Consider the following 18,714-nt stretch of genomic DNA (forward strand, 5'->3'; position numbering starts at 1 on the left):
GGCAACGAAAAAGCTATGATTGATCTGCTGTGGTTCTTTTTTCATTGGTGGCTACACACGCCGACATCGACCTTGAGACCGTTGCTCAACTGAGCAACGGTGCTTCCGGTATCGCAACATCCGCACTCTCCGGATCGCCGGCAGTGACGGGTGCGATTGTGCTTGCCACCTGCAACCGGTACGAAATCTACGGCGAAGCGCCCCACGCTGACGATGTTGAGGCCGCACGTGCGGCTCTCGTGTCCGAGATCAGCGGACTCAGCGGACTCAACGAACAGCTCGTGTCCCGCTCCTTCAGCACACGCACCGGACCCGAAGTCAGCCAGCACCTGTTCGCCGTCAGCGCCGGGCTGGACTCCGCCGTGGTGGGTGAACGTGAGATCGCCGGCCAGGTGCGCCGGGCCCTCATCACGGCCCAGCACGAGGGCACGGCCAGCTCGGGCCTGGTCCGCCTCTTCCAGGCAGCCTCCAAGACGGCCAAGGATGTCGGGGCGCAGACCGCTCTCGGTTCCCGGGGCCTGTCCATCGTTTCCGTGGCACTGGATCTGGCCACCGACCTTTCCGAGAGCCCCGACTGGTCAGCGAAGAAGGTGGTGGTGTTCGGCACCGGAGCCTACGCCGGCGCCACCATGGCGCTGCTCCGCGAAAGGGGCTGCACCCACATCTCCGTGTTCTCCTCGTCGGGACGCGCCGAAGCGTTTGTCGCCACCCGCGGCGGAACATCGCTGGACAGCGGTTCCCTGCCGGTAGCCGTGGCTGCGGCCGACGTCATGATCGGGTGCAGCGGCTCCGACACCCGGGTCGAGGCCGGTGAACTTGCCGAGATCCGCGTGGACTCCGTCCAGCCGCTGATCGCGATCGACCTCGCCCTCACCCATGATTTTGACCCTGAGGTCGGCCAGCTCGACGGCGTTGAGCTGCTCACGCTGGAATCCGTGCGTTTGGCGGCACCCCAGGAGCAGGCCGAGTCCCTCACCCAGGCCAGCGGCATTGTGTCCGGCGCGGCCCAGGCCTTCGAGCAGGAACGGGAAGCCCGCTCGGTGGATTCCGCCATAGTGGCGCTCCGCCGGCACACCATGAACGTCCTGGACGCGGAAATGGAGCGCGTGCGTGCCCGCCACGGCTGCACAGCCGCCGCCGAAGAAGTGGAATTCGCCCTCCGCCGGATGGTCAAGCAGCTGCTGCACGTGCCCACCGTCCGTGCCCGTGAGCTGGCCGCCAACGGCCAGCAGGACGACTATGTGTCGGCGCTCGAAACGCTCTACGGCATCACCGTGGAGCAGCCGGCTACGGCAGCGCAGGCGGAGTGCCCCGTGGACCACCGGGGCCTCGAAACCGCCTGACCCACCCGCGACCCTCTCTCACCTTTAGGGGCTTTCTTGACGACCCTCTCTCACCTTTAGGGGCTTTCTTGACGACCCTCTCTCACTACTTTCTAGAGAGTGAGAGAGCGTCGTTGAAATAGGGGCGAAAAGTGAGAGAGCGTCATTGAAGGGCAACCGGTTAGTAGACCGGCTTTTGCGGCTCCACGTCGCGTACCCAGGCCAGGATCCCGCCGTCGAGGTGGCTGACCCGCTGATAGCCGGCCTTCCGCGCAGCCTCCAGCACGTTGGCTGACCGGGTGCCGGCCTTGCAGTGGAACACAATGTCCTTGTGCTGCGGGAGTTCCGCCCACGCCTCCCCCGCGAGGATCCTGCCCTGCGGGATCAGCACGGAGCCGTCGATGCTCACGATTTCGTGTTCTCCGGTTTCCCTGACGTCCACCAGCACGAAGTCCTTCAGGCCTGCCTTCCGGGACGCCAGCATGGTGGCCAGCTGGGTTGCCGTTACCGTGTGCTCCGTGTCTGCGGCGACGGCAGGAGTGATGCCGCAGAAGGCTTCGTAGTCCGTCAGTTCCGTAATGGGGGCCGCTGCCGGGTCCTTGGACACACGGATCTCGCGCCAGCTGCCCCCCAGCGCATCAAACAGCGCCACCCGGCCCAGGAGTGAACGCCCGACGCCGGTAATCAGCTTGACTGCCTCGGTCACCATGAGTGATCCCACGGCAGCGCAGAGCATGCCGAAGACGCCGCCCTCGCCGCAGGAGGGCACCGACCCGGCCGGCGGGGCCTCGGGGTACAGGTCCCGGTAAGTGGGTCCGTGCTTTTCCCAGAACACGCTGACCTGGCCGTCGAAGCGGAAGATCGATCCCCACACATAGGGCTTGCCGAGGATGGCGGCGGCATCGTTGACCAGGTAGCGGGTGGCGAAGTTGTCCGCCCCGTCCAGGATCAGGTCGTAGTCCGCGAACAGCTCCAGCGCGTTGGAGGCATCCAGCCTGACGTTGTGCAGCCGGACCTCCACGAGCGGGTTCAGTGCGGCGACGGCGTCCCGTGCGGACTCGATCTTGGGCCGGCCCACGTCGGCCACACCGTGGATCACCTGGCGCTGGAGGTTGCTCAGGTCAACGATGTCGTCGTCGACGATTCCCAGGGTCCCCACACCCGCCGCCGCCAGGTAGAGCAGCGCCGGCGAACCCAGTCCCCCGGCACCAATGACCAGCACCTTGGCATTCTTCAGCCGCCGCTGCCCCACCGCTCCGATTTCGGGAATGATGAGGTGCCGCGAGTAGCGTTCCACCTCGGCCGGCGTCAGCTCACCGGAGGGCTCCACGAGCGGTTTAAACGAGACAGGGGAATCATTTACGGTCAAAGTCGAAGCCATACCTCAATGTATGCCCCGAGATGCCGCCAGGTCATATTACCGCGCAGTATTGTGTAGGTAACGGCAAGCGAAAGTAGGGCAACTGTGGTCCATGAAGCACGGGCTGACCGGGCGTCCGGCGGCGAACCGGCCGCACTCGAACCGGCCGCACCTCAACGGACCGCCGGCCAGCGGTCCGCCCGGCTTCCCCGGGATGAGCGCCGGGCGCAGCTTCTCGCGGCGGCCCAGGAGGTTTTTGTCGCCAACGGATACCATGGCGCCGCCATGGATGAGATCGCCGAGACGGCGCATGTCAGCAAACCGGTGCTGTACCAGCACTTCCCGTCCAAACGCGAGCTGTATCTTGCACTGCTGGACAGCCATCTCGCGTCGCTGACGGATCTGATGCTCGGGGCCCTGAGTTCCACCGATGACAACGACGAACGCGTGCAGGCCGTGATGCGCGCTTACTACCGCTTCATCGCCAGCGATGACCAAGCGCACCGCCTGGTCTTCGAATCGGACCTCATCAACGATCCCGATGTCAGTTCACGGCTCGAGACATTCAACAAGACGTTCGCGGATGCCGTGGCCCGCGTGATCGCCGAGGACACCAAACTGCCGCACCTTGAGGCGCAGCTTCTGGGCCGCGGCCTGGCCGGAATGGCCCAGGTCAGCGCGCGGTATTGGCTTGAAACGGACGGGAACCTGGACCTCGATGTGGCCAGCGACCTCATTTACCGTTTAGCTTGGCGCGGAATCTCTCGCTTCCCCAAAGAGTCCTAGACTACAAATAAGAGAACCCAAGAAACTTTGATTGGCTGGGAGGCCCCCTGTTGGAAATTAAGATCGGCATTCAGAACATTGGCCGCGAAATCGTCCTGGAATCGGCTCAGGATGCAGACACTGTAGCCACGGTTGTTGAAGAAGCCATCACCAAGGGCACCGAACTCCGCCTCAAGGACGACAAGGGCCGTATCATCATCATTCCCGGCAACGCCTTGGGTTACGTGGAAATCGGCGCCGAAGAGGCCCGCAAGGTCGGTTTCGGCCAGTTCTAGCAGGTCCGCGGCCGGCCGCCTTGGCGGTTGGCCGCTGCTTTCCGAGGAGATTTGATGCTTTCGCTGACCATCGTTGTCCTGGTAACAGTGGCCGCAGGTCTTATTGTCTGGGCCAATGACAAGCGCCACACCCGGTATGGGACGGGGTTGCCCGCAGGGGTTGCCGTTGTGGTGGGTGCGGTCAGTTGGATCATCTTTATCGCGGCAGGATTTGGCTACCAGCCGGGCCTGACGTGGATTCCCTGGGTCCTGCCCATGGCGCTGGGCACCGTCGCTGCCATCGGGACGGTCATCTACCTCGGGCGGATCCGCGAAGGCCACGATACTCAGCGGCTGACGCAGGCCCTCAAACTGTAGGCATTTCCTTATAGAACGGTGACCACCACCCAGCAGGGTGGTGGTCACCGTCAGTTAAGCCACCGGTTGGGCAGCGGCACCAAGCCGGGCGGCAGCAGCGCTCACGGCCGCCGCAGCTGCGGCATCCCGCTCAGTGGCCTTGCCGCCGGCGTCGTGGGACGTATAACGGAGATGCACCCTGTTGTAGCGCCAGTCAAGGTCCGGATGGTGGTTCTGTTCTTCGGCCAGGCGTCCGACGGCGGCAATCAGCTCGAGTGCGGCGGCCGCCGTCGGCGTCTTATAGACAGCAACGAGCCCGCCGAGCCGGTACTGCCAGTCGGGCAGCGCGGCGAGGACGGCCTCGATGCGCTCAGGCGTGAGTGTGTCTTGCTTGCCGGCCATGGCGGCCTCCTTGGCTCGTCCGGTGAGCTCGCCCGGCTTTTGGCCGAGGGCGCCCGGTCTGGAGGAGAAGGCCTAGAGAAACTCTGCCCGGCCTTCCATGGCCGATGACGCCAAAGCGTGCTCGCGGCGCGGAATCCTGCCGGCCGCTTTCGCCAGCCTACCGGCGATGACGGCGTGTTTGAAGGCCTCCCCCATGAGTGCCGGGTTCTGCGCACGCGTGACCGCGGTGGCCAGCAGCACGGCATCACAGCCAAGCTCCATGGCCAGTGCGGCGTCGGATGCCGTGCCGATGCCGGCGTCCAGCACCACGGGCACCGAGGCGCGCGAGACGATCAGTTCGATGTTGTGTGGATTCAGGATTCCCAGGCCGGTACCGATGGGCGCTCCGAGCGGCATAACCGCGGTGGCACCCAGGTTTTCCAGCCGCAGCGCCAGGACCGGGTCATCGTTGGTGTAGGCGAACACCTTGAAGCCCCGGTTTACCAGCTGTTCGGTAGCATCCACGAGCTCCACAGCGTCCGGCAGCAGGGTCTGTTCGTCGGCGATGACTTCCAGCTTGAGCCAGTCCGTTTCCAGCGCTTCGCGCGCAAGTTCCGCCGTCATAACCGCGTCCCGGGCCGTGAAGCAGCCTGCAGTGTTGGGCAGGATCCGGATCCCGTGGTCCACCAGGAGCTGGAAAAGGGACCCCGACTCGGCCGGCGAATAGCGCCTCATGGCCACCGTGGTCAGTTCGGTTCCGGACGCCAGCAGGGCAGCTCCCAGCCCGTCGAGGCTCGGGGCCCCCCCAGTGCCCATGATGAGGCGGGAGCCGAGCTCGACGCCGTCGATCACCAGCCTGTCAGCGGCTTCGGGCAGGTTCTGTGTGCTGATGTTGCTGGTTACTGTCATGGTGTCAGCCTCCCTGGACTGCTGTGACCAGTTCGACGTCGTCACCTTCGGCGAGCGCCGTAACGAACCACTGGCTGCGGGGTACTACTTCGGAGTTGTGGGCGACGGCGACGCCGAGTTTCTGCCCGTCTGTCGCCTGGCCGTTGGCTGCGAGGGGGCGGCCTGTGATCTGGCTGATGAGGGTGGTGATGGAGGCGTCGTCCGCGACGGAATGGCGCGAGCCGTTGAGGGTGATGTTCATGCTGATTCCTTCTGAGGGTCGAGGTCCTTCATGATGCTGATGTCCTTGGGTGGGGACTGTGTGCCGGCTATGCGGTGCTGGCTTGAAAAGCGGGCCGGGTTGAGCACTCCCCAACGAGGATCCGTCCGGCCGTCGAGCAAGTCCCGGCAGATCGCTGCCGCCGCCGGAGCAAGGAGCACTCCGTGACGGAAGAACCCGGTGGCAACAATCAGCCCGGCAATGTTCCCCAGGCTCTCCTGGTTTCCCGTTCCTGGTGCGGAAACCGGTACGCGGCCCAGGAGCGGCGCGTTGTCAGGGGTCGCCGGCCTTGCCCGCGCAGTACATTCGAGGAGTTCAAGCTCCGAGACGGCAGGCACCAGGACCTGGGCGTCACGCAGCAACTGGTAGACGCCGCCGGCCGAGACAGCACCATCGCCTGTCCCGGCGAGCGCGTCCTCCCGTTGCGTTGCCCCGATCACCACCGTGCCGTTCCCTCTGGGAACGATGTAGACCGGCACGCCATGGACTATTCCGCGGACTGTCGAGGTGAGGAGCGGGCGCAGGTGCTGCGGCACAGCAAGTCGAAGGATGTCACCGTAGACGGGCCGCAGGGGCAGGTACAGCCCAACCGGCAGGCCTTCCAGCGAGGCCGCCTGCAATCCGTTGGCCACGATAGTCTCGCCGGCCTGGACTATTCCGCCGTCGGCGAGCGCCACGCCGCTGACGCGGCCGTCCTCCCAAAGAACGGCAGCGGCCCGCTGGTCAACGGCGAATCCCCCGCGGGCACCTGCCACGGCGGTTTCTGTTCCCGGTTCATGGAGGGCCAGGACTTCCTGGAGGCACGCCACCAGCCTCCGTGGATCCACCTGGTGGTCTGCGGGGATGTCCAGGGCACAGGAGATGGCCGGGCTGAGCAGGGATTCCCTGGATCTGGCCTCACGGACAGTCAGGGGTTCCACCACCAGGCCGCTGGCCTGCTGCACGGCCCGGAGGTCCATCAGCGCCCTGCGGTCCGCGGCGTCCGCGCCGATGGCGAGGGTCGGCGTCGTCAGGTATCCGGTCTCGCCAGCCCCTGCCAGAGCAAGGTCTGCCGCGAAGGCGGGCCACAGGCCGGAGGATGTAAGCATCAGCGCCAGGAGGTCTTCCTCCTGATAGTGGAGTTCGCTTACAGGGGCCAGCATGCCGGCGGCTGCCCAGGTGGCGCCTCTCCCGGGCGCGTCATCGATCAGCACAACGGAACGGCCGGATCGCCGGGCCTCCCAGGCTATGGCGTGGCCGATGACTCCACCGCCGATGACCGCCACGTCGGCGTGCAGCACGGAGTCCGGTCGGGCTGATGCAGTCTCAGGCGGGCTGCTTATTGCGGGGGGCATATGGTTCCTTCCCTACGCCGGTACTAGCCGGATCAGGTCAAGCGGTCGGCTCTGACGCCCTCTCAGCCCGGCCGCTTTGTGACGGCTGCAACGGGCTCCCGCAGTACTCGCCCAGTTTAGGGGAATTAGGCTGGTTTCCATGAACGCGCAATCCTTCGCCGCTGCAGGCACGCCCTCCGCCAGCTCTTCCACCCCCGAATCCTTGATCGCAACAGACCCCACCGGCGGCACAGGCCCGGGCCTCCCGCACAGCGCCCGGCTGTACCTATGCACAGACTCACGCCGTGACCGGGGCGACTTTGGCGAGTTTGTGGACGCGGCTTTTGCCGGCGGCGTCGACATCATCCAGCTCCGCGACAAGGCGATCGAGGCGGCGGAGGAGCTGGAGCTGCTGGCCGTGCTTCAGGCCGCGGCCGAACGCCACGGAAAGCTATGGGCCGTCAATGACCGCGCCGATGTCGCTATGCTGTCCGGCGCCCCCGTCTTCCACATCGGGCAAAAAGACCTGCCGGTCGCTTCCGCCCGCGCCCTGCTTGGGGCACCCACAGCGATCGGGCTGTCCACGCACACCGCCGAACAGATCGAAGGCGCCATCCGGCTGTCCGGCGGGCTGACGTCCGAACGCGGCCTGGACTACTTCTGCGTCGGACCGGTCTGGGCCACTCCCACCAAGCCCGGCCGGGCCGCCGTCGGCCTTGAGCTGGTGCGGTACGCTGCCGAAGCAGTCCGCGCTGCCGGTGGCGCCCAGGCCACGCTGCCCTGGTTTGCCATCGGAGGCATCGATCTTGGCAACGTGGAGCAGGTGGTGGAGGCCGGTGCCGGCAGGATTGTGGTGGTGCGCGCCATCACCGAGGCCCCCGATCCCGCAGCGGCTGCCGCAGCACTCGTGGCGGCCCTGAACGCAGGCGCATCCTGACAATCCCACGCGTGGCGGACCGTGGGCGTGCACGATCCATGAAAATCGGGCTAACCTGATTTTCGTGTCACATCATCGGTTGGCCCCCAACGTCCACGAGCAGACCAACGAGCTCGCGGCGGCACTGAGCGCCCTGCGGACCGAGCTGGAACTGCCCGGACCCTACCCGGCGGAGGCGGTCCGGGACGCGGAAGCGGCAGTGGCCGCACACGAGTTGCCAGGCGCTGACCTGACAGACGTGGACTTCCTCACCATCGATCCGGCGTCCTCCACTGACCTGGACCAGGCGCTATTCATCGAGCGCGCGGACGATGGCTACCGCGTGCTTTATGCCATCGCTGACGTGCCGTCCTTTGTCCGCCCCGGCGGCATGCTGGATGCAGAGACCCGGCGCCGCGGCCAAACGTTCTACGCCCCGGACGGCCGGATCCCGCTGCACCCGGAGGTCATCAGCGAAGGAGCCGGCAGCCTCCTGGCCGGGCAGCTTTGTTCCGCCTACGTGTGGGAGTTCGAGCTGGACGACACCGCACAGATCTCCACGGTGAGTGTCCGCAGGGCCACCATCCGCAGCAGGGCCAAGCTGAGCTACAAGGGAGTCCAGGCCGAACTGGACGCCGGGACGCCAGGTCCCGTGCTGCAGCTCCTGAAGGAAGTGGGGCTCAAACGGGTTGAACTGGAGCGGCAACGTGGCGGCGCCAGCCTGAACATGCCCGAGCAGGAAATCGTGCAACTGCCCGACGGCGGCTACCGGATTGCCGCGGCACCGCAGCTTCCGGTGGAGGACTGGAACGCCCAGATTTCCCTGATGACCGGAATGGCGGCAGCGAACCTGATGTTGGCGGGAAAGGTGGGCATCTTGCGCACCATGCCGGCGCCGGACGAGCGCTCCCTGCGTCACTTCCGCCTCCAGACCGAGGCATTGGGCAAGCCCTGGGACGGCAAAATCAGTTACGGCGAATACCTCCGCAGCCTTGATCCGACAGAGCCCCGGCAACTGGCCATCCTGCACTCGGCCGGAATGCTGTTCCGCGGCGCCAGCTACACGGCGTTTGACGGCACCGTCCCGGACGACGCCGTCCAGTCCGCCATCGGCGCCGCCTATGCCCACACCACAGCACCGCTCCGGCGCCTCATCGACCGCTTCGTGCTGGTGATCTGCGAAGCGCTGAGCAACGGCAAGCCGGTACCGGACTGGGCGCGGGAAGCCCTGCCGTCCCTGCCGGAGATCATGGCCGGATCCGACCAGTTGGCTTCGCGGATGGAGCGCATGGCGCTGGACACGGTGGAGGCCGCGCTCCTGGTCAACCATGTGGGCCAGGAATTCGAGGCGATCGTGATTTCCGGCTCCAAGCCACAAAAGGACAACGGAAACGGGAAAAACGGCAACGGCGCCAGGAACGGCGCTGCGAAAAACGGGAACGGCCCCTCGGGGGTCATCCAGATCGCCGAACCCGCCGTGACGGCCCGCTGCGCCGGCGACCTGGAATCGGGCACAAAGGTGCGTGTCCGCCTGATCTCCTCCGATATTGCCGCGCGCGAGGTCCACTTCGAGCTGCTGGCCTGAACCATCAGTGCCCGGCCTGATCGGCCCAAAGCCGGGATTCAGGGTCCGTGCCGCTAGACTGAAGAAGTAGATATGGATGCCCGGTCGTTGATTTCCTTGATTTGAATTCAACAAGCCCGCCCCTACGCGATCTTGAGATGCACCCGTTGGTCACCAGTGCCAGCATTTTGATAGCCCGCGATCGGCTTCCACTGGATTTGCTTGCGCGCTTCGAGCGTGCTCCGGAACGGCCACGTTGGCCGGCCCGTTGAGCAGGCAGCGCCAATGCCCAAATGAATTAAGGAAACTCCACTGTGAGTGAATTGCATACCCACCAGATCCTGACTGACGACTCCGGCATCGAGACGATCGAACCCGAAGAAACCATCATCTCGGACGAGAAACCGCACGAGATTGAGGAAAAATCCTTCGCTGACTTCAACGTCCGCGCCGACATCGTGGAATCCCTTGCCGACGCCGGGATCACCCACCCCTTCCCCATCCAGGCCATGACCCTGCCCGTGGCGCTTTCGGGCCACGACATCATCGGGCAGGCCAAGACCGGCACCGGCAAGACCCTCGGCTTCGGCATCCCCGCCCTGCAGCGCGTTGTGGGTCCGGACGACGCCGGCTATGACAAGCTCGCAGTTCCCGGCGCACCGCAGGCCCTGGTCATCGTGCCCACCCGCGAACTGGCCGTCCAGGTGGCCAACGATCTCCAGAACGCCTCCCGCAAGCGCAACGCCCGCATCACCACCATCTACGGCGGCCGTGCCTACGAGCCCCAGGTGGAGGCCCTGCAGAATGGCGTCGAAGTGGTCGTCGGTACCCCCGGCCGCCTCATTGACCTTTACAAGCAGAAGCACCTCGTCCTGAAAAACGTCAAGATGGTCATCCTTGACGAGGCCGACGAAATGCTGGACCTCGGCTTCCTCCCGGACGTGGAAACGCTGATCGCCGGTACCCCTGCGGTTCGGCAGACGCTGCTGTTCTCCGCCACCATGCCCGGCCCGGTCATCGCCATGGCCCGCCGGTACATGACGCAGCCCACGCACATCCGGGCCGCTGATCCGGACGACGAGGGCCTGACCAAGCGCGACATCCGCCAGCTCATCTACCGTGCCCACAGCATGGACAAGATCGAAGTTGTGGCCCGCATCCTGCAGGCCCGCGGCCGCGGCCGCACCATCATCTTCACCAAGACCAAGCGCACCGCCGCGAAGGTTGCCGAGGAGCTGGTGGACCGCGGCTTCGCCGCCGCGGCCATCCACGGCGACCTGGGCCAGGGCGCCCGCGAGCAGGCCCTCCGCGCCTTCCGCAACAACAAGGTGGACGTCCTGGTGGCCACCGACGTCGCCGCCCGCGGCATCGACGTCGACGACGTTACGCACGTCATCAACTACCAGTGCGTCGAAGACGAAAAGATCTACCTGCACCGTGTGGGCCGCACCGGCCGCGCCGGAAACAAGGGCACTGCCGTGACCTTCGTTGACTGGGACGACATGCCGCGCTGGGGCCTGATCAACAAGGCCTTGGGACTCAGCGTCCCGGAGCCGGTGGAAACGTACTCCTCCTCGCCGCACCTCTACGAAGAGCTGGACATTCCGCAAGGCACCAAGGGACGCCTGCCCCGCAACAAGCGCGTGCTGGCCGGCGTCGACGCCGAGGTCCTCGAGGACCTGGGAGAGACCGGCAAGAAGAACACCCGCCCCAGCGGTGGCCGCGACAGCAGCCGCGACAGCAGCCGCGACGCCGGCCGCTCCGGTGGGCGCGACAGCAGCCGCCGCACCGGCGAGCCCGGCGGACGCTCCGGTGACCGCCGTCGTCGTACCTCTGATGCGGCGACCGCCGGCACCAGCCCCGCCCCGGAACCGGCCACTGCGGCTCCATCCGACGCCGAAGTGGACCCTCGTGCCCGCCGCAGCCGGACCCGCACCCGGCGCCGCAACGGCGAAGTAGTGGCCGGCGCCGACAACGGCCAGCAGCAGCGCAGCACCGAGGCATAACAGCGTCGATGACTGACACCGTCTGGGCGCCGGACGGCAGCAACCTGGTGGTTCACGCGGACAACGCGGAGTTCCTCCCCTCGCTGCCGGACGGCGCCTTCACCTTGATATACGTTGACCCGCCGTTCAACACCGGCAGGGTCCAGAAGCGCCAGGAAACGCGGATGGTGCTGAACACCGACGGGGATGGCGACCGCGTGGGCTTCAAGGGGCGTTCCTACGACACCATCAAGGGCGCCCTGCACCGGTACGATGACGCCTTCAGTGACTACTGGTCGTTCCTGGAACCCCGGCTCGTGGAAGCCTGGCGGCTGCTGGCAGACGACGGCACGCTCTACCTCCACCTGGACTACCGGGAAGTCCACTACGCGAAGGTAATGCTGGACGCCATCTTCGGCCGCGAGTGCTTCCTCAACGAGATCATTTGGGCCTACGATTACGGTGCCCGCGCCAAGTACCGCTGGCCCACCAAGCACGACAACATCCTCGTGTACGTCAAGAACCCGACGAAATACCACTTCGACAACGCAGAGGTGGACCGCGAGCCCTACATGGCCCCTGGCCTGGTGACCCCGGCGAAGCGGGAGCTCGGGAAGCTGCCCACCGACGTCTGGTGGCACACCATCGTCTCCCCCACGGGCAAGGAAAAGACCGGCTATCCCACGCAGAAGCCCGAGGGCCTCATCCGCCGTGTGGTGTCGGCGTCAAGCCGGCCCGGGGACTGGTGCCTGGACTTCTTCGCCGGTTCCGGGACCCTTGGCGCCGTGGCGGCCAAACTTGACCGGAGGTTCGTGTGTGTGGACCAGAACCAGCCGGCCATCGATGTGATGGCCAAGCGGCTGGGTGCCAAGGCGACCTTTACGTCGTTCCCGCCACGTTAGCGAGCAGTAGGCGTGGTTCTGGGCCTCCTGAACCTCTGCTATCTGCTTCTCCGCCGATGGTCTTTTAGCAACCCCCCATCAGCTGGATGCCGTGGCCAGCCTGCCGATTGTCCAGGACGACACCCTTGGAGTCACAGTGCGCGTTGACCAGCAGGGCATAACCGCTGCCATTCTGAAAGTTTCCCTTCTGGCCGATTGGCGCGGTTGGATCGAGCTCTTTGAGCGATCCCGGCGGTACGAAGACCCAAGCGTTTTCCGCCACGATGAAGGCCCAATTGCCCTTGATATACAACTCGAAGCCCGGGTACGGCTCGTGGAAGGTGGCGCCGGTGAGATTGGCCGGGCGGCTGACGTTACTACAGTCCAGCGCATTGGCGGCCACAGGGACGAACAACAGTGCTACGGTCATACCGGCCGCGGCCAGGGACTTTTTGAACATGGATTTCCTCCGTCACTCGTTGGGCACTGCTTACGACGAGACACGCAATGGGCCTTCGCCGCACCCCAGTAAGCGCTAGCCCGGGGTTTTCATCAGTCTTGGGCTGACGGGTGTGTTTAAGAGACGAAAAGGTGCTCTGACAAGGGAAAATAGGGGTGTCTACGCCGTTATTTCCGTGTCTTGAAGGAGCACCTTTTCGATGCCCCAGTCTACCAAGGTCTTCCCATCCGTCCCGGTCACTTTCACCGGCCAGTCGCTGGTCTCCCATGCCGGTGCCAGGGTCCTGACTTCATTCATTGACGCCCTCGGGTTCCGGGATCTGTGCGAGGACCGGCTGGGCCAGTTCGTCCCCGCGATGGCCTCGCACCGGCCAGGGAGGCTGCTCGGGTCGCTGGCGGTGATGCTCGCCGCCGGCGGCGAGTACGCCTCCGACCTGGACATCCTGCGCTCCCAGCCCGGAGTGTTCGGGAAAGTGCCCTCGAACGCGACAGTCTCGCGGTTCTTCGAACGCACCGTGAAGAACCCGGACGTTTTCGATTACGGTTTTTCGACCCTGTCCAAGGAACTGCGGACCCGGGCATGGGAAGCCGCGGGTGACCGCAGCCCGGCGGTGACGGCGACGGCCGCGGACCCGCTGGTCATCGACCTCGACGCCACACTGGTGGCCTCGCACTCCGAGAAGGAACGAGCCACCGGCAACTACAAGGGCGGGTTTGGATTCGCCCCGTTCACCGCCAGCATCGATTACGGTTCCGGCCGAGGCACCGGGGAGGAACTCGCGGTGCTGTTGCGCCACGGCGGGGCAACAGCGAACAACGCCGAGGACCACATCCGCATCTTCGAGGCCGCCATCGCGGTCCTGCCCGACGCACTCTACGGTGAAGACGACGAACTGGACGGGGAGAAAATCCTGGTCCGCACCGACAGCGCCGGCGCGTCCCGGAAGTTCCTCTGGTACCTGCATTCGCGCGGCGTGCAGTTCTCCGTCTCGTACCCGGTTCCGGTCGGCAAGGCCCACATGATCGACTGGATCAACGACAAGAAATACTGGCAGCCGGCCCTGGACCAGGACGGCAACGAACGCGACGACGCCTGGGTCATCAACGCCACCCAGGTGATCCCGCTCGAGGACTACCCGCCCGGGACGAAGATCTTCCTGCGCGCCGAACCGCTGCACCCCGGTGCGACACCGACCCTGCTCGACATCGACGGTCACCGTGTAACAGCGTTCCTGACGAATGCCCCACGCTGGCACGGACCGTTCCTGGACGCCCGGCACCGGGCCCGCGGCCGCTGCGAGAACCGCATCAAGACGCTGAAGAACACCGGCCTGAGCAAGCTCCCCTTCTTCGATTTCGCCGCGAACCAGGCCTGGGCGAACCTCGCGGTCCTGGCCGCGAACCTGGTCTCCTGGCTCCAGCTCACCGCCCTGCCCGACGGCCACAAGGCACAGGGCTGGGACATCAAACGCTGGCGCTACCGGCTCTTCGCCACCGCCGGCAAGATCATCACCCGCGCCCGCCGGACCCACCTGCTGCTGCCCGACGCCGCACCGGAGAAACCCCTCATCGCCGCACTGCTCGAAGCGATCAGCCGGATCGCTGCAGCCGCTAACCGCCCCGCACACCTGCTGCGGACCTGACACCGCAGCCCCCGTCAACCAACGAGCCGGAAAGAGCACGCCAACGGGATCAGTGGAAGCCCGCGCCCCGCCCCGCGACCCCGGGGCCCTTCAGCCACGCCCTAAATCCGATCCAGCCCGCCGGGACGACAAAAACCCGGACCCGGCGCCCCGACCGCCGTCCGATGAAAAATCCGGGCTAGAGTACTCAGCGTTGACTATTAGTCAATGAGCGCTCGTTAGCTAGAGATCCGCGCGCACAACGGCGGTTCCCGTGCCCAATTCCTCTATCCTTGCGAGTACCTGCGGTGCAGTGAGATTCTCACCGAAAAGATTGGGTTTTCCGGTCCCGTGGTAATCCGAAGAGCCCGTGATCAGCAGTCCGTGCTTGGCGGCAAGGCCCCTGAGGAAATCGCGCCCCTCCTCCGGGTTGTCGCGATGGTCGATCTCCAGGCCCACCAGGCCGGCGTCTATCATGTCGCGGTACGTGCGCTCCCCCACGATCCGGCCACGGCCGGACGCAACGGGATGAGCGAACACGGGAACGCCACCTGCGGCACGGACAAGTTCGACGGCGGTGGCCGGGTCCGGCGCGTAGTGCTGGACAAAGTAGCGCGAATGGGACGTCAGGATGGAGGTGAACGCCTCGGAGCGGTCCGAGACCACTCCTGCCGCCACCAGGGCATCAGCAATATGCGGCCGCCCCAGGGTGGCCCCGGGAGCCACATGGTGGATGACGTCGTCCCACGTGAGCGGGTAGTCTTCGGCAAGCAAGCTCACCATACGTTCGGCCCGGGTGAGGCGTGCGTCCTTGGCTTTGGTGATCTCTTCAAGCAGTCCCGGGTGGACAGGATCGTGCAGATAACTCAACAGATGCACGCTGATGCCCTGCCCGGTCCGGCAGGAAACCTCCATGCCGGGAACCAGCGCCACTCCGTTTTCCAGCGCCGCGAGGGACGCCTCGGCCCAGCCGTCGGTCGAGTCGTGATCGGTCAGTGCCACCACGTCCAGGCCCGCCCGGGCAGCCGAAGCCATCACTTGGGCGGGGGGTTCGGTGCCGTCCGAAACATTCGAGTGGGCATGCAGGTCAATCCTCACCTGCCCAGCCTAGTTGACCGCGCCCGCGCCGGTATTGGCTCCTTTGTCGCGCGTGCCCTGATGCTGGTGAGACGATGGTGCCGTGAACGATGCCGAAAACACCCTGAACTCTGCCTCCCAGCCCCTCGACGAGCGCGTCAACAACCGCTCCCAGCGGCCCAGTTCCGCCGCCTTCAAGGCCTTTATGGCCAGCAACTGGGCGCCTTCCGAGCAACAACTGCCGGCAGTCGACGCCGTGGCCAACTACGCCGCAGCCCGGCGCAAGGCCATCTCGGAGAAGTTCAAAGGCGAACGCCTGGTCATCCCCGCCGGTCCGCTGAAGGTCCGCTCCAACGACTGCGACTACCGGTTCCGTCCGCATTCCGGCTTTGCGCATCTCACCGGCCTGGGCCTGGACCACGAACCGGACGCTGTCCTCATTATGGAACCAGCCGGTGAAGGAAAGGGCGACGGCGGCAGTCACCACCGTGCCACACTGTACTTCCGTCCGCTGGCCGGCAGGGATACAGAACAGTTCTACGCTGACTCCCGTTCCGGCGAGTTCTGGATCGGTACAAGGCCCAGGCTTGCCGAGTTCGAAGTGCGCCTGGGCCTGGCCACGGCCCACATCGATGGACTTGAATCCGCGATCACCAGGAACGTGGGCGCCCCCGAGATCGGCGGCATCTCCATCCGGTTGGTCCGCAAGGTGGACGAGAACATCGACGCCCTGGTGGATACTGCCCGATACAACACTGCCAAGGACCCGGACAACCTGGACCTCGCTGTCCTGGATGCACTCGATGAAAAGCTTTCCGAAGCGCTGTCCGAACTCCGCCTCCTGAAGGATGAGTGGGAAATCGAACAGATGATGACTGCGGTAGCGGCGACCGTCGAGGGCTTTGTGGAAGTGGTCAAGGCCCTGCCCCGCGCCCTGACCCATGCCCGCGGCGAGCGCGTCGTCGAAGGCGCGTTCTTTGCCCGTGCCCGCGAGGTAGGCAACGAACTGGGCTACGACACCATCGCAGCCGCCGGCAACAATGCCACCGTCCTGCACTGGACGCGGAACACCGGCCGGATCAACGCCGGCGAGCTGCTGCTGCTGGACGCCGGCGTTGAAGCGGACTCGCTCTACACCGCCGACGTCACCCGGACGCTGCCGGTTAACGGCACTTTCACCGCCGTCCAGCGCAAGGTCTACGAGGCAGTCCTGGATGCTGCCGACGCCGGATTCGCCGCTGCCCGGCCAGGTGCGAGGTTCCGTGACATCCACACCGCCGCCACCACCGTGTTGGCGGAACGCCTCGCCGAGTGGGGGCTGCTCCCGGTGAGCGTCGAGGAAGCCATCAGCCCGGAAGGCCAGCAGCACAGACGTTGGATGCCCCACGGCACCAGTCACCACCTCGGCTTGGATGTCCACGACTGTGCCCAGGCAAAGCGGGAACTTTACCTCGACGGCATCCTTACGGAGGGCATGGTCTTCACTATCGAACCGGGCCTGTATTTCAAGAACGAGGACCTGGCCATCCCCGCTGAGTACCGCGGAATCGGAGTGCGGATCGAGGACGACATCCTGATGACCGCCGATGGTCCGGTGAACCTCAGCGCCGCGCTGCCCCGCAAGGCCGATGACATCCAGTCCTGGATGGCAGGCATCTACCAGGAGCTGGCCAGCGGGTTGCCAACCCGCGATAACGGCTAGAGAACGTACGTCCAGCGCATCTCCGCAGAGATGCGCTGGACGGTCATTTCCCTTGGTGAAACTCTCATAACAGTTTTTGGCAATCGCTTGCCAAAAGTTGGCGTTGATGATTACGCTAGCCCCGGAGAAAGAAATCGTAGACTGACTTTTAGTCTCGGGTCTCTGCCGCAATGTACGTCTTCAAAGGAGAAGTCTCATGGGTATGTCCAAACCGCGCCGCCTCGGCACTATCGCCGCAGCGGCAGTGTCCGTTCTTATGCTTGCCGCGTGCGGCGGCTCCGGCGGCTCGGGGGGCGCCACGTCCGGCGCACCGGGCGGCAAGGTGGACGGCACCGGAAAAACGCTCAACGTCCTGATGAACGTCACCGCACAGTACCCCCAGGAACAGCAGGCCTGGTTCAAGGAAATGAGCGCCAAGTTCAAGACGGAAACCGGAGCGGACATCCAGTGGGAGACCTTCGCAACCGCAAATGACGAGATGACCCGGATCCAGACGTCAGTCGTCTCGGGCCAGGGGCCAGACGTCTACGGGCTCGGCACCACCTTCACCCCCACGGCATACTCCACCGGTGCATTCGTGAAACTGGGCGACAACGAATGGGACCAGCTCGGCGGCAAGGACAAGTTCGTTCCCGCAGCGCTCGGCATCTCCGGTCCGGATAAGGCCAACCAGATCGGTATCCCCTTTGTGAGCCGGCCGTTCGTGATGGCCTACAACACCGAACTGCTGGCAGCTGCCGGTATTGAAAAGCCTGCCACAACGTGGGATGAGTTCACCGAGCAGGCCAAGAAGCTCACCAATGGGGACCAGTACGGTGTCGCAATTGCCTACAAGGACAACTTCGATCCCTGGAAATACATCTGGGGCATGTCCATCCAGGCAGGCAACCCCCTGATTGACGGAAGCAAGGTCCGTCTCGATGACCCCATCACGAAGAAGGCCTACGAGACCTACTTCGGGTGGGTGACCAAGGACAAGGTAGTTGACCCCTCCTCCGTTGGTTGGGCCAACCCCCAGGCCCTGGCCGCCTTCGCGGCAGGAAAGGCAGCGTACTTCCCCATGACGTCGCCGCTGTCCATCCCCGCACTGGACGCCTCGGCAGTCAAAGGCAAATACAAATACGCCCTGATGCCCACTGTTCCCCCGGGGGAGACCTCCAACCCTGCGGACGGTAAACCTGCCGCCAGCATCCTCTCCGGCGACAACCTCGTGGTGGCTGACTATTCGAAGCAGAAGGACCTCGCCTTCGCGTTCATCAAGATGATCACCGACAAGGACGTCCAGCTCAACTACTTCAAGGTCTTCGGCCAGCTTCCCGCCAATCAGGAAGCCGCGAAAGAACTTGCAACCAACGAAGTCATTGCGCCGGCCCTTGAGTCCGGAGCCAAGTCTGTAGCCACCCCGTTCAGCGGCGCGTGGGGCGATGTCCAACTGTCGCTGACCAACGTGGTTGTCCAGTCCATTCCGGATCTTTCCTCCGGTGCAGTCAGTGATGCCAACCTGTCCCAGCGGCTCAAGGACGAACAGGCCAAATCGCAGACCGCATTGGACCGGGCCAAGAAGTAA

The 18,714-nt window shown here is 65.1% G+C and carries 18 protein-coding genes and 1 riboswitch; of the genes, 11 read left to right on the plus strand and 7 right to left on the minus strand.

The genetic code is table 11. The features are described from left to right. Positions 1–29: 29 nt before the first annotated feature. Positions 30–1,343 carry a glutamyl-tRNA reductase gene (locus FYJ92_RS12960; RefSeq protein WP_185261081.1) on the plus strand — a complete coding sequence of 438 codons (1,314 nt, stop codon included), beginning with the start codon at positions 30–32 and terminating at the stop codon, positions 1,341–1,343. Positions 1,344–1,503: 160 nt separating this feature from the next. Here the strand turns inward: FYJ92_RS12960 and moeB are convergent, their stop codons facing one another. After that, entirely contained in the window at positions 1,504–2,703 is a 1,200-nt protein-coding gene (gene moeB / locus FYJ92_RS12965; RefSeq protein WP_185261082.1) for a molybdopterin-synthase adenylyltransferase MoeB, read from the minus strand. An 84-nt stretch (positions 2,704–2,787) separates the two neighbouring features. On the opposite strand from moeB, the gene FYJ92_RS12970 reads away from it, so the two are divergent. From FYJ92_RS12970 to FYJ92_RS12980, 3 genes are read left to right on the plus strand one after another with little or no spacing between them, the layout of a single operon-like run. Next, positions 2,788–3,468 carry a TetR/AcrR family transcriptional regulator gene (locus FYJ92_RS12970; RefSeq protein WP_185261083.1) on the plus strand — a complete coding sequence of 227 codons (681 nt, stop codon included), beginning with the start codon at positions 2,788–2,790 and terminating at the stop codon, positions 3,466–3,468. Positions 3,469–3,518: 50 nt separating this feature from the next. Continuing rightward, positions 3,519–3,743 (plus strand): DUF3107 domain-containing protein, encoded by a 225-nt coding sequence (locus FYJ92_RS12975; RefSeq protein WP_160672408.1) that lies wholly within the window; start codon positions 3,519–3,521, stop codon positions 3,741–3,743. Between the two features lie 54 nt (positions 3,744–3,797). Beyond that, entirely contained in the window at positions 3,798–4,100 is a 303-nt protein-coding gene (locus FYJ92_RS12980) for a hypothetical protein (RefSeq protein ID WP_185261084.1), read from the plus strand. A gap of 54 nt (positions 4,101–4,154) precedes the next feature. On the opposite strand, the gene FYJ92_RS12985 is transcribed toward FYJ92_RS12980, so the two are convergent. From FYJ92_RS12985 to thiO, 4 genes are all read right to left on the minus strand, one after another. Then, a complete protein-coding gene (locus FYJ92_RS12985) occupies positions 4,155–4,481 on the minus strand; it encodes a 4a-hydroxytetrahydrobiopterin dehydratase (protein WP_185261085.1) in 327 nt (108 codons plus the stop codon). A gap of 72 nt (positions 4,482–4,553) precedes the next feature. Then, positions 4,554–5,369 carry a thiazole synthase gene (locus tag FYJ92_RS12990; RefSeq protein WP_104062153.1) on the minus strand — a complete coding sequence of 272 codons (816 nt, stop codon included), beginning with the start codon at positions 5,367–5,369 and terminating at the stop codon, positions 4,554–4,556. A gap of 4 nt (positions 5,370–5,373) precedes the next feature. Next, the gene (gene thiS / locus FYJ92_RS12995; protein WP_058931870.1) at positions 5,374–5,610 is read right to left on the minus strand and encodes a sulfur carrier protein ThiS; all 237 of its coding nucleotides are present in this window, start codon (positions 5,608–5,610) and stop codon (positions 5,374–5,376) included. Continuing rightward, complete coding sequence (gene thiO / locus FYJ92_RS13000) at positions 5,607–6,962, minus strand: glycine oxidase ThiO (RefSeq protein ID WP_185261086.1); 1,356 nt, start codon at positions 6,960–6,962, stop codon at positions 5,607–5,609. The genes thiS and thiO overlap by 4 nt, the downstream gene beginning before the upstream one ends. Continuing rightward, a riboswitch (TPP riboswitch) is annotated at positions 6,955–7,074 on the minus strand. (Overlaps the previous gene by 8 nt.) Before the next feature lie 27 nt (positions 7,075–7,101). Here thiO and thiE point away from each other — a divergent pair. From thiE to FYJ92_RS13020, 4 genes are all read left to right on the plus strand, one after another. Next, positions 7,102–7,878 (plus strand): thiamine phosphate synthase, encoded by a 777-nt coding sequence (thiE, locus tag FYJ92_RS13005; RefSeq protein ID WP_185261087.1) that lies wholly within the window; start codon positions 7,102–7,104, stop codon positions 7,876–7,878. A 64-nt stretch (positions 7,879–7,942) separates the two neighbouring features. Next, on the plus strand, positions 7,943–9,442 hold the full coding sequence (locus FYJ92_RS13010; protein ID WP_185261088.1) for an RNB domain-containing ribonuclease: 1,500 nt from the start codon (positions 7,943–7,945) through the stop codon (positions 9,440–9,442). A gap of 293 nt (positions 9,443–9,735) precedes the next feature. Beyond that, positions 9,736–11,427, plus strand: coding sequence for a DEAD/DEAH box helicase (locus tag FYJ92_RS13015; RefSeq protein WP_185261089.1), 1,692 nt, complete (start codon positions 9,736–9,738; stop codon positions 11,425–11,427). An 8-nt stretch (positions 11,428–11,435) separates the two neighbouring features. After that, positions 11,436–12,308, plus strand: a complete 873-nt coding sequence (locus FYJ92_RS13020; RefSeq protein WP_185261090.1) for a site-specific DNA-methyltransferase — start codon at positions 11,436–11,438, stop codon at positions 12,306–12,308. Positions 12,309–12,372: 64 nt separating this feature from the next. Here the strand turns inward: FYJ92_RS13020 and FYJ92_RS13025 are convergent, their stop codons facing one another. Then, the gene (locus FYJ92_RS13025; RefSeq protein ID WP_185261091.1) at positions 12,373–12,747 is read right to left on the minus strand and encodes a hypothetical protein; all 375 of its coding nucleotides are present in this window, start codon (positions 12,745–12,747) and stop codon (positions 12,373–12,375) included. A gap of 199 nt (positions 12,748–12,946) precedes the next feature. On the opposite strand from FYJ92_RS13025, the gene FYJ92_RS13030 reads away from it, so the two are divergent. Continuing rightward, complete coding sequence (locus FYJ92_RS13030; protein ID WP_185261092.1) at positions 12,947–14,389, plus strand: IS1380 family transposase; 1,443 nt, start codon at positions 12,947–12,949, stop codon at positions 14,387–14,389. Between the two features lie 222 nt (positions 14,390–14,611). Here the strand turns inward: FYJ92_RS13030 and FYJ92_RS13035 are convergent, their stop codons facing one another. Continuing rightward, positions 14,612–15,466: a PHP domain-containing protein gene (locus FYJ92_RS13035; protein ID WP_185261093.1), complete on the minus strand. Its 855-nt coding sequence runs from the start codon at positions 15,464–15,466 to the stop codon at positions 14,612–14,614. A gap of 82 nt (positions 15,467–15,548) precedes the next feature. Between FYJ92_RS13035 and FYJ92_RS13040 the strand changes: the two genes are divergently transcribed. Then, entirely contained in the window at positions 15,549–17,147 is a 1,599-nt protein-coding gene (locus tag FYJ92_RS13040; protein ID WP_185261094.1) for an aminopeptidase P family protein, read from the plus strand. A 202-nt stretch (positions 17,148–17,349) separates the two neighbouring features. Beyond that, complete coding sequence (locus FYJ92_RS13045; protein WP_185263799.1) at positions 17,350–18,714, plus strand: ABC transporter substrate-binding protein; 1,365 nt, start codon at positions 17,350–17,352, stop codon at positions 18,712–18,714.

Source organism: Pseudarthrobacter sp. NBSH8, from assembly GCF_014217545.1.
Classification (GTDB): domain Bacteria; phylum Actinomycetota; class Actinomycetes; order Actinomycetales; family Micrococcaceae; genus Arthrobacter.

What these genes read in the sequence shown, in the direction of transcription:
- FYJ92_RS13030 (WP_185261092.1), top strand. Translation starts at nt 12,947, where the DNA reads ATGCCCCAGTCTACCAAGGTCTTCCCATCCGTCCCGGTCACTTTCACC.
- FYJ92_RS12990 (WP_104062153.1), bottom strand. Translation starts at nt 5,369, where the DNA reads ATGACAGTAACCAGCAACATCAGCACACAGAACCTGCCCGAAGCCGCT.
- FYJ92_RS13025 (WP_185261091.1), bottom strand. Translation starts at nt 12,747, where the DNA reads ATGTTCAAAAAGTCCCTGGCCGCGGCCGGTATGACCGTAGCACTGTTG.
- thiS (WP_058931870.1), bottom strand. Translation starts at nt 5,610, where the DNA reads ATGAACATCACCCTCAACGGCTCGCGCCATTCCGTCGCGGACGACGCC.
- thiE (WP_185261087.1), top strand. Translation starts at nt 7,102, where the DNA reads ATGAACGCGCAATCCTTCGCCGCTGCAGGCACGCCCTCCGCCAGCTCT.
- FYJ92_RS13045 (WP_185263799.1), top strand. Translation starts at nt 17,350, where the DNA reads ATGTCCAAACCGCGCCGCCTCGGCACTATCGCCGCAGCGGCAGTGTCC.
- FYJ92_RS12985 (WP_185261085.1), bottom strand. Translation starts at nt 4,481, where the DNA reads ATGGCCGGCAAGCAAGACACACTCACGCCTGAGCGCATCGAGGCCGTC.
- moeB (WP_185261082.1), bottom strand. Translation starts at nt 2,703, where the DNA reads ATGGCTTCGACTTTGACCGTAAATGATTCCCCTGTCTCGTTTAAACCG.
- thiO (WP_185261086.1), bottom strand. Translation starts at nt 6,962, where the DNA reads ATGCCCCCCGCAATAAGCAGCCCGCCTGAGACTGCATCAGCCCGACCG.
- FYJ92_RS13020 (WP_185261090.1), top strand. Translation starts at nt 11,436, where the DNA reads ATGACTGACACCGTCTGGGCGCCGGACGGCAGCAACCTGGTGGTTCAC.
- FYJ92_RS12980 (WP_185261084.1), top strand. Translation starts at nt 3,798, where the DNA reads ATGCTTTCGCTGACCATCGTTGTCCTGGTAACAGTGGCCGCAGGTCTT.